The organism is Streptomyces sp. SKN60 (assembly GCF_026236535.1).
Lineage (GTDB): Bacteria > Actinomycetota > Actinomycetes > Streptomycetales > Streptomycetaceae > Streptomyces.
Map to the genome: position 1 here is coordinate 464,537 of NZ_JAHTMW010000002.1, position 13,176 is coordinate 477,712.

Annotated in this window: 15 protein-coding genes; 1 reads left to right on the forward strand and 14 read right to left on the reverse strand. The window is 71.0% G+C overall.

What is annotated here, in order from left to right; translation table 11 throughout:
* Positions 1–26 precede the first annotated feature (26 nt).
* The 13 genes from KV205_RS05205 to KV205_RS05265 all read right to left on the reverse strand — a co-directional run bounded on the left by KV205_RS05205 (position 27) and on the right by KV205_RS05265 (position 10,133).
* Positions 27–1,427, reverse strand: coding sequence for a phage/plasmid primase, P4 family (locus KV205_RS05205; RefSeq protein ID WP_265862513.1), 1,401 nt, complete (start codon positions 1,425–1,427; stop codon positions 27–29).
* Entirely contained in the window at positions 1,424–1,633 is a 210-nt protein-coding gene (locus KV205_RS05210; RefSeq protein ID WP_265862515.1) for a hypothetical protein, read from the reverse strand. Before KV205_RS05210 ends, KV205_RS05205 begins: the two co-directional genes overlap by 4 nt.
* The gene (locus tag KV205_RS05215) at positions 1,630–2,523 is read right to left on the reverse strand and encodes a DNA primase (RefSeq protein ID WP_265862517.1); all 894 of its coding nucleotides are present in this window, start codon (positions 2,521–2,523) and stop codon (positions 1,630–1,632) included. Before KV205_RS05215 ends, KV205_RS05210 begins: the two co-directional genes overlap by 4 nt.
* 88 nt (positions 2,524–2,611) lie before the next feature.
* Positions 2,612–4,030 (reverse strand): DNA cytosine methyltransferase, encoded by a 1,419-nt coding sequence (locus tag KV205_RS05220; RefSeq protein ID WP_265862519.1) that lies wholly within the window; start codon positions 4,028–4,030, stop codon positions 2,612–2,614.
* 82 nt (positions 4,031–4,112) lie between these two features.
* Positions 4,113–4,301, reverse strand: a complete 189-nt coding sequence (locus tag KV205_RS05225) for a hypothetical protein (protein WP_265862521.1) — start codon at positions 4,299–4,301, stop codon at positions 4,113–4,115.
* 30 nt (positions 4,302–4,331) lie between these two features.
* On the reverse strand, positions 4,332–4,688 hold the full coding sequence (locus KV205_RS05230) for a hypothetical protein (protein ID WP_265862523.1): 357 nt from the start codon (positions 4,686–4,688) through the stop codon (positions 4,332–4,334).
* Positions 4,685–5,272 carry a hypothetical protein gene (locus KV205_RS05235; protein ID WP_265862525.1) on the reverse strand — a complete coding sequence of 196 codons (588 nt, stop codon included), beginning with the start codon at positions 5,270–5,272 and terminating at the stop codon, positions 4,685–4,687. Before KV205_RS05235 ends, KV205_RS05230 begins: the two co-directional genes overlap by 4 nt.
* Positions 5,273–5,498: 226 nt before the next feature.
* On the reverse strand, positions 5,499–7,808 hold the full coding sequence (locus KV205_RS05240; protein WP_265862526.1) for an FtsK/SpoIIIE domain-containing protein: 2,310 nt from the start codon (positions 7,806–7,808) through the stop codon (positions 5,499–5,501).
* 82 nt (positions 7,809–7,890) lie between these two features.
* Complete coding sequence (locus tag KV205_RS05245) at positions 7,891–8,214, reverse strand: hypothetical protein (protein ID WP_265862527.1); 324 nt, start codon at positions 8,212–8,214, stop codon at positions 7,891–7,893.
* Between the two features lie 32 nt (positions 8,215–8,246).
* Entirely contained in the window at positions 8,247–9,443 is a 1,197-nt protein-coding gene (locus tag KV205_RS05250; RefSeq protein ID WP_265862529.1) for a hypothetical protein, read from the reverse strand.
* Entirely contained in the window at positions 9,440–9,682 is a 243-nt protein-coding gene (locus KV205_RS05255; protein ID WP_265862531.1) for a hypothetical protein, read from the reverse strand. The genes KV205_RS05250 and KV205_RS05255 overlap by 4 nt, the downstream gene beginning before the upstream one ends.
* Positions 9,679–9,867, reverse strand: a complete 189-nt coding sequence (locus KV205_RS05260; RefSeq protein WP_265862533.1) for a hypothetical protein — start codon at positions 9,865–9,867, stop codon at positions 9,679–9,681. The genes KV205_RS05255 and KV205_RS05260 overlap by 4 nt, the downstream gene beginning before the upstream one ends.
* Positions 9,864–10,133, reverse strand: coding sequence for a hypothetical protein (locus KV205_RS05265; RefSeq protein WP_265862535.1), 270 nt, complete (start codon positions 10,131–10,133; stop codon positions 9,864–9,866). The genes KV205_RS05260 and KV205_RS05265 overlap by 4 nt, the downstream gene beginning before the upstream one ends.
* A 765-nt stretch (positions 10,134–10,898) precedes the next feature.
* Between KV205_RS05265 and KV205_RS05270 the strand changes: the two genes are divergently transcribed.
* Positions 10,899–12,032, forward strand: coding sequence for an XRE family transcriptional regulator (locus tag KV205_RS05270; RefSeq protein ID WP_265862537.1), 1,134 nt, complete (start codon positions 10,899–10,901; stop codon positions 12,030–12,032).
* Here KV205_RS05270 and KV205_RS05275 read toward each other — a convergent pair.
* Positions 12,016–12,792 (reverse strand): NUDIX domain-containing protein, encoded by a 777-nt coding sequence (locus KV205_RS05275; RefSeq protein WP_265862539.1) that lies wholly within the window; start codon positions 12,790–12,792, stop codon positions 12,016–12,018. The genes KV205_RS05270 and KV205_RS05275 overlap by 17 nt on opposite strands.
* Positions 12,793–13,176 lie beyond the last annotated feature (384 nt).

Sequence of the window (13,176 nt, forward strand, 5' to 3'; positions counted from 1 at the left end):
TGCTCTGAGTCGTGACTCATCGCGACTCAGAGCGGGTCAGGGGACGGGTTGAGCGTGATTCCGGCGTACGTGGCCACTTGCCGGCCGTAGGCATCGCGGGGCCGGGTGCGGTGCAGCTGCGGAACGACGGAGAGCAGGTTGCGGCCGAAGAGCTGCTTCGTGCCGATGGACTTCACGCCGTTGTCCTCGGCCCACTCCCGCCAGGCGGTCCACAGGATGTCCACGGGGACTTCGCGGGTCGGGCCGGTGGTGCAGCGCTCGCGGACGAACGCGGACGTCGGCGAGGCAGTGTCCTGCATGGTCATGACCGCGTCTTGAGAAGACGCGGGCTCGGTGATCCGGCCGGTACGTTCCAGGCGGGCGAGGCCGTCAAGGGCCCAGTTGATGATGCCGGGCATCTCGGCAGCGAGCTTCTCCGTCAGCTCGGTGTCCTCCTTGCCGAGCCAGGAGACGGTCATGTTGAGGACGATGAACCGGCGGGCGATGACGCCGGAGGAGTCGCCGAAGTTCGGCAGCTCGTTGGTCAGCACCATGAGCCGGGTCGGCAGCTTGCCGGTCCACGGGTCGCGGAATTTCCGGTCGATGTCGATGGTGTCCTCGCCGGAGATCGTGAGCAGCCGCTCGACCACCTGACCGTTGTCCTTCCCGGACAGCCGGGCGTCGGAGATGACCGCGAGCGGCTTGCCGACGAGGGTGGAGAGCCCGAAGTTCGTGCCGAGCCCGGCGAGGGTGGGCCCGGCGAGGTTCTCCTTGCCGACCAGCTCCTTCAGGATGCGGGCGATGGTGCCCTTCCCTGAGCGGGTCGGCCCCTTCATGAGCAGGATCTTCTGCTGGTCGGTCCGCCCGGAGAGCACGTACCCGAACCACTCCTGAACAGCGGCGATGGACTCGGGATCGTCGGGCCAGATCCCGTTGAGGAACGCCTCCCAGGCGGGGGCAGTCGCGGCAGGGTCGAAGTCGTACGGGACGGAGACGAGGTTGAAGAAGGTGGGACCGTGCGGAAGCAGCTTCCGGTCCCGGATACGCAAGAGCCCGTTGCGGCAGGCGACGATCGGGCTGGCGTCGTGCTTGCCGCTCTCGCCGTCGATCCAGGCAGGTGCGTCGGTGTCGGTGGGGAGGAAGGTGATGGCGCTCAGGGCGTCAAGCAGGTTGCTGATCTTCGTCTTCGTCGGCGCCCACTGCCGCACCTCCGGCTCCCCGTTCTTGTCGAGGCCGGCGCAGAACGTGGCGTGCTCCAAGCGCTTGTAGAGCCCGGCGCGCATCTGCTGCTCGTCGTACTCGCGCCAGCAGGTCCCGGTCCACCGCATCCACGAACCGCGCCAGCGCCTCAGTCGCAGGTGCCCGTCCTCGGTGTGCCAGGCGGGCACGAGCTTTCGGGCGACGGCCATCGGGTTGGACGGCGAGGGCAGCTCCTCGGTGCCGGTCACGCGGCTTCCTTCCCCTCGGTCAGCAGCGGGCAGAGGGTGCGGTGCCGGGTGTGGTCGGCGACGAGCGCGGCCGCCTTGCGCTGCCCGAACGCCACGAGGTCTCGCCCGCAGGAGCACCACGAGCGCACCGAGGGCGTCGTGTCTCGTCCCGGCGCGGAGATCCGCAGCAGGGCGACGATCCGGCGTCCGTCGGTCGTGGTGGTCACGCGGTCGCTCCCAGAGCGGCCTTGAGGCCGTGGGTGACGGCCCGGCGGGCGTAGGGCTCGGGGACGCCGACGGACACGGCGGCGTCGATGATGTCTTCGCCGAGGGTGTCGAGGCCGCAGGGGCCGGGGCATGCGGTGTGTTGCTTGGCGAGGAAGCGCGCGGCGCCGTAGGCGGCGGTGCCGGCGCCCTTCTCGGAGCGGGCCTTGACGTGCTCGACTCCGCGAGTGACGCCGGTGCGGACGTAGGTCTCGGTGTGGCGGCAGCCGGTGGCCACGCTCCGGTCCCACCGGGCGCGGGTCATCGAGGAAGAGTCCACCGCCGCCGGGGGCCGGGTGGTTTCTTCCCTCTCCACGAGGGCGAGGACGGCCGGCGGCAGGACGGTCATGGTGCCGGCGCCCGGGCCGAGCCAACGGGCGTAAGACATCAGGGACTTGACGTCGACGCCGGACCGGACGTGGTTGGCGGAGCGCATCACACCCCGGTAGACCCAGTGCTCGCCACGGGTGGTGGTCACGGTGCGGGTCGGCGGCAGTACGGTGCGGGCCCAGGTGACGGCGTCGGCGTCGTCGAGGTCGACCACGGTCACCCCGGCCCCGCCGGGGTGGTACCCGACGACTCCCGCGGCGCGCCAGGCGGTCGCCCATGCGGGCGAGGTGAGGACGTGGGGGTCGGTGGTGGCGGCGGCCCAGGCGTGGCAGGGCCGCGGGCACAGGCAGGGCCCGGGGGTCTTCATGTTCGGCCGGCCACCGCACGCGTTGTCGGCGCAGTCGGGGCAGTTGCCGAACGGGCCCTTCCCCGCCCGCAGCGGCAGCACCGGCATGCAGCCCGCTGCGAGGTACAGGGCGGTGGCGAGGTGCTGGTCTCGCCGGATCGGGATCGGATGGGTCATGCTGGGGGTTCTCCTGTTTCTGTCGATGGGACGGAGAGCCGGGGCGGCCGCGGTTCTTTGGCGAGATGGCGGCCGCCCCGGGGTTCTCTCAGGCGGCGACGGGGGCGAGGACCTCGCCGGTGATGGCCTCGGTGACCATGGCGACCAGGTCGCGGGCGGCGGGCGGGGTGACGGCGTTGCCGAGCATCAGGACACGGGTGCGCTTGTCGTTGGCGAGGAGCCGGTAGTCGGCGGGGAAGGCCATGGCGGCGGCGTACTCGTGGGGCTCCAGCATCCGGAAGCGGCACTCCTCCACGGAGGAGACCGAGCCGCCGTACAGGGCGCCGTGTCGGTCGACGGTGGTGACGGTCGGCAGCGGCTGGACGGCGGGGCGGGCGGTGCCGTTGCTGTAGTAGGGCACGACGAGGTCCGGGGCGGTGACGATGCCGTGGTGGTTGCCGGAGGCGCACACGGTGGCGAGCGGAGCCGAGATCGCGCGGTGCGAGGAGCCGCCACCGCGCAGCTCGACCATGTACGGCGGCAGCGCGAGCCCGGTCTCGTTCCGCGTGGTGACCGTCCGCAGGGGCGCCGAGGCGGGGGCTGCCTTCTTCCCTTCGCGGCCCTCCACGGGCACGGTGAGCGGCTCGGCGAAGGCGGCGAATCCGGCCCGGACGCGGCGCATCGTGTCGGCGGCGAGGGGCCGCTTGCGCTCGCCGATCCGTGTGGCGGGCAGGGTCCAGTCGATCGCCTCGGCGGCGCCGCGGACGGCGGGCTCCACGGCCTGGTTGCGGCACTCGGTGCGTGGGCAGCGCCAGAGGTACTGAGCGCGCTGTCCGTAGCGGCCCCAGCGGCGGTCCGGGCGCTTGAACGCCTGGATGGCCTGGACACGGCCGTGGGTGGGGCAGTCGGCGTAGGGGCGGGTCCACTTGGCGAAGTCGGGGGCGCGCTCCCCCTTGCGCCACAGCACCACGTACATCCGGTCCCTCGACTGCGGGGCGGGTGGGCCGTAGGCGGCGGCGTGCATGGAGTTGAGCCAGACGATGTGGTGCTCGTAGCCCCACGCGTGCAGGGTTCGCAGCCACGCGTCGAAGGCGGCGCCGGGGGCCTGCTCGGGGCCCCACCAGTAGGCGTCCACAACGTTCTCCACGATGATCGCCCGGTACTGATGGACCTCTGCGAAGCGGGGGACGTCGTGCATGGTGGCGCGGGAGCGGACGGCGGTCTCATCGGTGCCGTCCTCGGCGAACAGACCGTCGGAGTGGGCGCCGTGCCCGCGCCGGCGGCCCTTGGCGATGGAGTGGTTGGTGCACTCCGGGGAGGCCCACAGGATGTCCGTGCGCGGGTATCGGCGGGGCTCGACCTGGGAGAGGTCGGCGCAGTCGTGGTCCGCGTCGGGGTGGTTGGCCTGATGGGTGTCGACGGCATGGCGGGCGTGGTTGGCGGCCATGCGCACCTTCACCCCAGACACGGCGATCGCGCCAGTGGACGAACCGCCAGCGCCGCAGAACAGATCGGTCAGGGTCAGCAAGACAAGGCTCCTGCCTGTGTCGATGGGACGGAGAGCCGGGGCGGCCGCGGTTCTTTGGCGAGATGACGGCCAGCCCGACGGGTCAGAGGTTGGAGAGGGCGTCGATGACGCTGTCGGTGAGCTGGTTGATGGGGGTGGCGGCGCCGGTGGAGGCGAGGAAGAAGCCGAAGCCGACGGCGATGAACGCGGCCCCGTAGGTGAGGCTTCCGGAGCGCAGGAGGAAGAACAGGACGAGCGCGAAGAGGGCAACGAGCGAGACGGTTATGACCACGGCGGAGCTCCTGTCGAGGGCGGGGGATGGTCAGCGATGCTTGCGGCGGATCAGGTCCCGGCAGGTGCCGGGAAGGTCGTCGACCCAGTCCCAGTCGTCGAGCGTGAGCCCGTACCTGGCGCCGGCCGCGAGGACCAGGACGAGCAGGTCGTACGCCTCGTCGAGCTCGGCGGCCGTGGGCGGCGTGCCGCCCCGGCGCACGGCGGCGATGCGCTGGGCGAGGTTCCGGCCCCTGGAGTCGGTCCTGCCGCGCACGGCGGCGTCGACGGCGTTGCGGGTCTCGGCCTCGGTCAGGAGCTCGTCGATGACCCGGTCCGCCCACTCGTGGGTGCGGTGCTCGGACTCGGACTCGGCGCGGATCTGCCGGATGCGGGTGCGCGAGATCACGTGTGGGCCTCCTGGCGGGCGTTGTGGGCGGCGGTGCGGACGAGGGCGATGACCTCGGTCCGGGTGCGGCCGGTGGCGTCGTTCCAGCGGTGGTAGGGCTCGGTGATTCCCCGGGCGGCGAGGACGGTCTGGATGCGGTGGCCGGCGGCGAGGGCGGTGGTCTCGTCGCCGTAGCCGAGGCGGAACAGGACGGCCTGGGCGCCGAGGATGCAGCGGCGGCCCGAGGCGGAGCGCAGGGCGCCGCGGTGCCAGCCGTAGCGCTCGATGACGAGCGCGGTGAGTTCCAGGTGCTCGGCGACGCTGATCTGCCGTCCGCCGCCGTGGAGCTGACGGAGCAGCGGGAAGTTCAGGACCCAGTCGGGCAGGATCCGCAGCGCGCGGGCCGGGGCCGTCAGGACCGGCGCGGCCGGGGCGGTGCCGAGGGCCTCGGCGACGAGTTCGGCGGTGGTCTTGGTGACGAGCGGGTGGGCGGTCGTGCGGACGCGGGCGGTGAGGTACTGCTCGATCTCGCGGACCAGGGGCGCGGCCTCGGCGTCGAAGTCCGGGGCCGGGACGGCGGTGATAGTGAGGGTCTGGGCGGTCACGTGCCTGACTCCTTATGTACCGGTTTGAGCTAGGGCAGAGACCCGGACAGAGCCCGGACGGCTCCGCATTCATGCAGGTCAGAGCAGCGGACGACTCGGACGGATCCGGGCCCGACCCGGACGCGGGTGTCCGGGTCGGGGGCCTGGCGGCCGGGTCGGAGCCCAGTCCGCCAGGGGGTATACCGGGTCAATCCGGGCGTCTGTCCGGGTTGTGTCCGGGTCGGAATCAGGCGGTGAGCCCGAATCGGCCGGTGGCGGCGGCCTCGACGCGGGCGAGCGGGTAGCCGGTGAGACGCGAGCCCTTCTCGCCCCAGGGGCGCTTGGCCTTCTCCTCGTCGGTGCGGACGATCAGGGCGCCGAGCTTCTCGGCGGTGACCGTGTGGCCAGCGGCCTTGAGCTCGTCGACGAGGAGCTGTCCGGGCAGCCACTCGGTCGGGCCGTCCTGGTTGGCGTGGGCGGCGAAGGTGTCGAGGACGGCGGCCAGAAGCAGTGCGTCCTCGTCGCCCTGGGCGCGGAGCTGGTCGACGAGCGCCATCGGCGCGCTCGGCAGGGTTCCGGCCGCACGGCGCCACTCGGTCGCGCGGGCGAGGAGCTCCTCGACCTGCTCGTCGGTGTAGTAGTCGGCGCGGACCATGGTCGGGTTGGTGCCCTCGGCCCACAGCAGGCCGGCGCCCCGCATCTCGGACTGGATCGCCTTGGCCGAGTAGCCGGACGCGGCGGCACCCTTGCCGAGGATCGTGTCCGAGGCCTCAGGGGTGGTGCAGCGCAGTGCCCACCTGATGGAGAGCAGGTCCCGCAGGCTGGTGTCGATGACGTCGGAGCCGGGCTTCTGGGTCGCGCAGAAGGTGATGATCCCGGCCGCCCGCCCACGGGAGACGAGGTTGCGGAGGAGCTTGGTGATCTTCTTCCCGTACTCCTCGTCGGTCGTGTAGAACATGAGCTCGTCGACCCAGATGAGCTTCTGCCGCAGCTCCGGGTACTTGGCCGCGAGCTCCTCGGTGACCTTCCGCTTGCCCAGCTTCTTCAGCAGCGCATAGCGGCGCTTCATGTCCTCGACCTGCTCCTTGAGCAGCTCGTAGAACGCCTCCGGGTCGGCGTCGCCCTCGAAGCACTCGCAGAGGTGCTCGAACGGCTCAAGGTCGCCACCGCCCTTCCCGTCCGCGAGGACGAGGATGACGCGCGGGTCGAGCGCAGCCGCGAGCAGGATCGTGTTGCCGGACGCCGACTTGCCGGCGCCGGGCTCGCCGCCGATCAGACCGGAACGCTCCACCACGCTGATGGAGATGGGCAGTCCGCGCACGTCGGGGCCGATGGAGATCGGGCCCCAGAAGTTCGCGGCCGCGTCCAGCGCGAGGAGCGGGCCGGGGGCGGCCTTCTCGGTGAACGGAAGATCGCGCGAGACGTAGAGCTCGATCCGGCCGGACCGGCCGCGCTTGGCGATGGAGACCTGGGCCTCCTCCACGCCGAACGCGGCGGCCAGTTCGTCGGTGGCGCGGATCGCGCGCTTGGCAGGGATGCCGGGCGGCAGGTCGAGCACGGCGGTCCACGCGCCGCGGGCGTCGAGCATCGGCATCTGCACGACCCGCAGCGACTCCTCGGAGCCGATGACCTTCGCCGCACGGAACGCCTGGTCGAGCATCGGGGCGCTCATGCGGTCGCCGTCGCCGAGCGAGCGCCAGTCGGTCGTCCAGTCGGCGTCCTCGTCGTACGGCTTGCGGCCGAGGAACGCGCCCCCGGCGAACGTGGAGAGCAGGCCGGCCGCGAGGCCGAGGCCGCCGCCCATGACGTAGCCGCCGCCGATCGCCGCCATGGGCGGGCCGTAGGCGACACCGGCACGGAGGTTGCGGGCGCGGTTGCGGTCCTTCTTCGCCTTCTTGTGCAGCGCGACGGCCTCCTCGGCGGCCTTCGTCGCACGCTCGGCCGCCTTCATCGCGAGTTCCTTCTTGGTGCCGAGGATGCGCGGGGTGAAGCGGGCCGAACGGGCCGCGAGCTTGGCCTCACGCGTGAGGACGTGGGCGGTGTGGGCGGCGGACTGCACGCGGACGCCCTCGAAGCCGACGACCCACTCATGCGTGCGGCGGGTGCCGCGGCCGAACTGGCGGACGTGGCCGCGCTGGGTGGGCTGGCGGCGGACCCAGCGGCGGAAGTCCCGCCGGCGGGCCCGGGCGAAGACCCCAGCCCACGCGGCCCAGCCCTCGGCCGAGTGCATCCACACAGGGATCAACGGGGCGTCGGCGTCGAAGTCGTCCAGGTCGACCTTCTCCACCTTCCCGGTCGCGACCGGGGCGGGGGCGGTGGTCTCTTCCAGGACGACGCGGGCGGTGTCGAGGACGACGGTGCGGTCGTCCGGTCCGGTGACGGCCGGCGCCACGGTCGGCATCGGCGGGAAGGCGGTGGCACTGTCGTCCCAGTCCGACCATTCGCTGTCCGCCGGGGCGGGGGCGGCGGGCCGGAGGAAGGTGACGGTCGCGATCGTCGGCTCGGTGGGGGTGGCCGGGGTGGAGGGGGTGCGCGTTTCGGCGGAGTGCTCGGTCATGCTTGCTGTGCCTCCTGGTGAGGTAGCGGGGCCCGGCCGGTGCTGCCAGGCGAGGGCCGGGCCCCGCGTACTGCGGTGTGGGTCAGGCGCAGAGGAAGGGGCCCGTCACGTGGCGGGCGCCGGTGGAGTCGATGAGCCAGACCTCGGGGGTGTCCTCGAAGCGGACGCGGTAGCCGCGGGTCGTGGTCCGCTCGATGCTCCGCCGGTCGCGCAGCGCGCGGGTGACGGCGTCCTGGGGCGAGCGGGCGCCCTCGACCAGGACGGTGCGGATGCCGGACGGGGCGACCGGCCAGGTGACGGTGTGCGCGGGGACCGCGCGGGTGACGTTCGGGTCGGCGGTGTCGGCGGCGGCGACGTTCTCGGTGACGAACTGCGGGTCGAGCGGCTTGCGGCTGAACAGACCCATGACGGGCTCTCCCTCGCATTCGGTGGGGTGGTTCAGGCGACGTGCAGGCGGCGCTGTTCGATGACGAGGTCGCGGAGCTTGAGCGCGTCCTCGCGGCGGATCTGGAGCTTCTTCGCCAGGCCCGAGGCGGAGATCTGCTTGCCCTCGGCGACAAGCTCGGCGGCCGCGCTCAGGGCGTCCGGAAGAAGCTCGTTCAGCTCGTTCTCAGACCGTCCCCGGGCGGGCGTCTCGCGGGGCTTTTCGATGGGGGGTTCGGGGGTGTTCGACCCAATTCCCGCTTGGGCTGCGGGCGTCTGGGTCAGTTCGGCGAAGGGGTTGAGCCGGGCGGCCTTGAAGCCGGTCTCCAGCAGTTCCTCGCGGACGTTGTCGCCGAGCTCGAACGCCGCCCCGAGAGACAGCACCGCTTCCGTCGCGGTGGCGTAGAGCTGAGCAGACAGGCCGGGCTCGGCGCCGGTGTGGATCCGCCACGCGGCCGCGAACGCCGACTCGTCGTCCAGGACGCCGAACGGCAGCGCGGCCTGAAGCTTCACCGCCTGCTCGACGATCTGCGGGTGGTGCTTGCGCCGGGCGGCCACGTGCCGGGCCCGGTCCTTCTCGGCCTTCTTCTCGGCCTTGGTCTTGCCGTGGGAGCCGTGGGTCTTCAGGTCCCAGATGTAGATCGCGAACAGCGAGGAGGCGCCGAGGACGAACGCGACCCACGGGTGAGCGCGGTATGCCTCCAGGCCGTGCCAGAAGTTCACCGCGGCCGCCACAGTGGCGACGGCCCAGGTGCCGATCCGGTACTTGCGCGGCTCGCGGCCGGCGTCCTCGGCCTGCTTGCCCATGAACGTGATCGCCCAGGCGCCGCCCTCCAGCATCGCGGCGAGCAGGCCGGCCATCGGGGCCGCCACGCTCGCCCCGGTCAGGGCGCCGATCTGGGACAGGATCGCCGGGACGATGGAGGCGACCATCACGAACGCCACGAACAGCGTCGCCGGGTTCGCCTTCAGCCACCGCACGAGCTTGGCGCGCTTGGCGGCCGCGGCAGCCCTCTTCGCCTGCTTCTCCGCCTGCTTGGCCTTGCGGTCGGCCTGCCCCTGGCGCCGCCTCGCGTCGGCGTCCTTGCGCTTCTCCTCGGCCTTCGCGGCCTCGCGCTCCTGCTGGGCCTGGAGTTCCAGGCGCCTGTCCTCGCGGTCCTGGGCGCGCTCGGCGGCCCGGTCGGCTCGGCGGTCTTCGCGGTAGGTGCTCATCGGGTACCTCCGGCGGGCGTCGTCGTGATCCCGTACAGGACGTCGGCGAGCTCCTGGCGGAGCTTCGGGGAGACCCGGGCCAGCCGGAACCGGCGGGCGAACCGCTCGTCAACGGCGGTCGCGGCCCGGGCGATCGTCTCGGTGACCAGACTCAGCAGCGCGACCGCGCCGGCCACCAGGCCGAGCGCGAGCTCCAGAACGGTCAGCACGAACAGCAGGATCTGGGCGATGGTCCTCACCGCTCCTCACCCGCCTCGGCGAACTCCTCGTAGCGGTCGGCGCGCAGCAGGAGCCGGTCGACGCCGATCACGCCGCACCCGGCGATCGCACCGACGAGGGTGACGTCCTTGGCGTCGATCGCGATGCCCCAGATCTCGGTCGCGACGCACAGGACCAGCAGGAGCCGGTAGGCGATGGAGTTCACGCGGCACCCCGCTCGAAACCGAGGGCGGAGCGGCGGGGGAAGGCGAGCACGCGGGCGCCGAGCAGGCTGCGGTAGTACATGAGGTCCTCGGCGTCGACGTCGGTCGCGGCCTCGGCCTCCAGGACGTCGACGATGTCGCGGAGCGCGTCCTGGCCGGCCGCCGAGTCGAACTCCGGCGCCTCGGCCGGGTCGGCGGTGAAGCCGAGTGCGGCCTCGATCAGCTCGGCCCGAGTAACGATCCTCTGACCAGCAACGATCACGTTCATGGGTCGTACTTCCTTTCACGGGGTTGGGACGGCCCGAGCCGAGGCCCCGGGTCTAGCCACCCGGGGCCTCTCGCCGTTGGAGCACGTGGGTACTTCCGGCTCCCCTCAACCCCGCCCGTACGCACCCCGCGAGGGGCCCGGACGGGCGGAGGAGGCAACCGGCCGCAGCACTGCTGCGCAGGTGGCCTGACGTCCGCGAATCACCGGATAGTCCGGTGCGCCGAGGCGGCGGATCAGGGGGACTCAGTGGGCGTGGCCGTCGTGCCGGTCCAGCACGATCGGCGCCCAGAGCCTTCGTTGGTACACATCGACCTCCCGGGCGGCGGGGTGGGACGTGTTACTCAGACCTCCGATACGCGTGGTGTCCCTCGCCCCGAGGAGGTCTGGTTCTCGGGGGTGATCGGGGCAGGTGCCACGCGGGTCTTAGAGCCGATGGCGTGTCCCCCTACGGGGTGTGGGGCCCGGTTGTGACGCGGGCCCGGTCTCGGTCGGCTGGTCTCCACTCGCCTCGGCCGGCTCTGTCACGGTCGTGGTGCTGCGGTGGATCACGCTGTTGAGTTGGGGCACACCAGACCCGGGCCTTCAGGCCCATCTGGTGCGCACCAATAGGGTTGCATCTGGTGCGCACCAGATGCAACCCCTCATGTGGGCTGCGTGTCGGTGTGCTCCTCCAGAGAACGACTTAAGTTGGGCGTCGCGGCAGCCAACTGGGGTTAACCTCAAGGGCGTTAACTAGCTCTCACCTGGGGCTTTGCGGGAGGCGACGTGACTGAGGGGTTAAAGGCGGTCAGGACCGCGCGAGGGTGGTCGCAGGACCGACTGATCCACGAGATGCGGCGGTTCGCAGAGCAACGGCTGCTCGACATCGCCTCGGCGGCCAGTCTCAAGACCTACGTGTCGGAGTGGGAGAACGGCCGCCGCGCCATCACGGATCGATACGCCACGATCCTCCGGCCGCTCCTCGGCGTCACGGACGCCGAGCTGCGAGGTGAGACCGAAGCGCCCGAGCCGCAGGCGGACGGCTACGCGGACCTACTGAGCCGCATCGACGCGGCAGGCAGCCTGAGCGAGTCCATGGTCCCGTCGTTCCTGGCCCAGACCGAGCTACTCCGGACCATGGACCGGCAGATGGGCGCGGCCGGTCTGGTGGACCAGATGAACGGTCATCCGGCGGCGATGGAGGAAGCGCTGACCTTCGCCGTGCTGCCAGGGGCACGCAGGCCCATCGCGACCGCCCTCGCGGGAGCATCCACCCTTGCCGCATGGCAGGCGCTGGACGCCGGCGCAGTGGACAGGGCATGGCGAAGGTACGAGCTCGCCAAGAAGGCCGCCCAGGACGCCGAGTCTCCGCTCTACCTGGCGCACGCCATGGGCGAGCAGGCATACGTTCTCGCGGACGCCGGCCGACCTCAGCTCGCCGTCGAACTGGTGCGAGACGCGCAGCGCACCCAGCCCGAGCATCAGTCGCCTCGGCTGCGGGCGTGGCTCGCGGCTGCCGAAGCCGAGCTGTGCGCGGCTGCGGGACCCGAGATGGAGTCGGCGGCGCGGTCGGCACTTGAGCGGGCGACCGGGCTCTTGCCTGACGACGGCGAGGTGCGCGACGCCGACATGCTGAGCATCTTCCTCAACACCGGCCACCTGTCGAGGTGGCGGGGGAACGTCCTTGCCAAGCTCGGCGACGCCTCAGCAATGGAGGAGTTGTACGCGTCGCTCCGCAGTGCCGACGAGTCCTTCGTGCGCGCGAACTCCGGTCTGCACTGCGATCTCACCCAGGCGCACCTCGCCCGCGGGGAGCTGGACGAAGCGCGGTCCCATCTGCAGAAGGCCAGGTTGCTGGCGAACCGCACGGGTTCCGTGCGGTACCGCCGGCGTGTGGAGCTGCTTACCGGTCGTCTCTAGCGCGGGAAGCGAGGATGTGGAGCAGGGCGACGAGCGTGCCGGAACCCATGAGCTTGCCCTCGGACATGAGGCGCGGGATGTCACCGAGGGGGATCCAGGCGATCTCGCCGGCCTCCTCGGCGTCGGTCGGCTCTCCGACCTTCTCAGCGCCACGAGCCACGAAGATCTCGTGCGGAGAGTCGACCATGCCGATCATCGGCTGGTAGCTGACGATGTGCTCGACCGGGCCGGGCCGCCAACCTGTCTCTTCCTCGACCTCGCGGGCCGCCGTGGTGGCGGCGTCCTCGCCCGCGTCCACGATTCCGCCGGGCAGCTCCCACCCCCACTGCTCTGGCACGAAGCGGTACCGCCACAGCATGAGCACGCGGTCTTGGTCGTCGATCACGGCGGTCACGGCCACGCGGAAGAGCCGGACGACGTGGTGCTCGAAGCGGTCGACACCGGGGGGCTCAACGTCGACCAGGTCGAGGTTCACCCAGCGGTTCTCGTAGACGTGGCGGGAGCCGTGGATCTTCCACGGCTCCATCTCCGCCGGCGTCGGGACGCTCTCGGCGCCGAGGACGCGGTAGGAGCTGCGGTCATGAGCCTTGATGAAGTGCTCATTCACCAGACGGGCGAGCACCTGACGCAGCGCCGTGCGGCCGATCTCAAGATCTGCGCTCAGCGTCCGCTCAGACGGCAGCTTGTCGCCGGGCCCATAGCGCCCCGACTCGATCCAGGCTCGGATCGTCTCGTAGACCCTCTGCGTCTTGGGTCCCATTACTGGTCCACACCCCTCTATCTGCGGTAGTGCCAGCTAGCGTAGCGGCGTCCAGCCCCGGGAGTTCAGCCCGCACGAGCCTGGTACCAGCATGAATGAATACGGCGAATACCCATGCGAACTGCACGCGACAGAGAGTCACGAGCTAAGCACGTACCTTCGGTTCACACCCTGCCATGCTTTGATTCTGCGAATCACTTCCCAAGAGTTCAAATGCGAATTAGACAAGCTGGTTCGAATCGTGCTCGCCACCGCCTCGGGATTCGCCCTGTCAACTTTATATTCCACCTTCAAAAGGAATGCCAAAGCCCTCACTAGATCCTTACCGTGACACATGCCGAAATCAGCAGGCGTCTGGCTGACCAAGTCACGCCATTCCTGGAA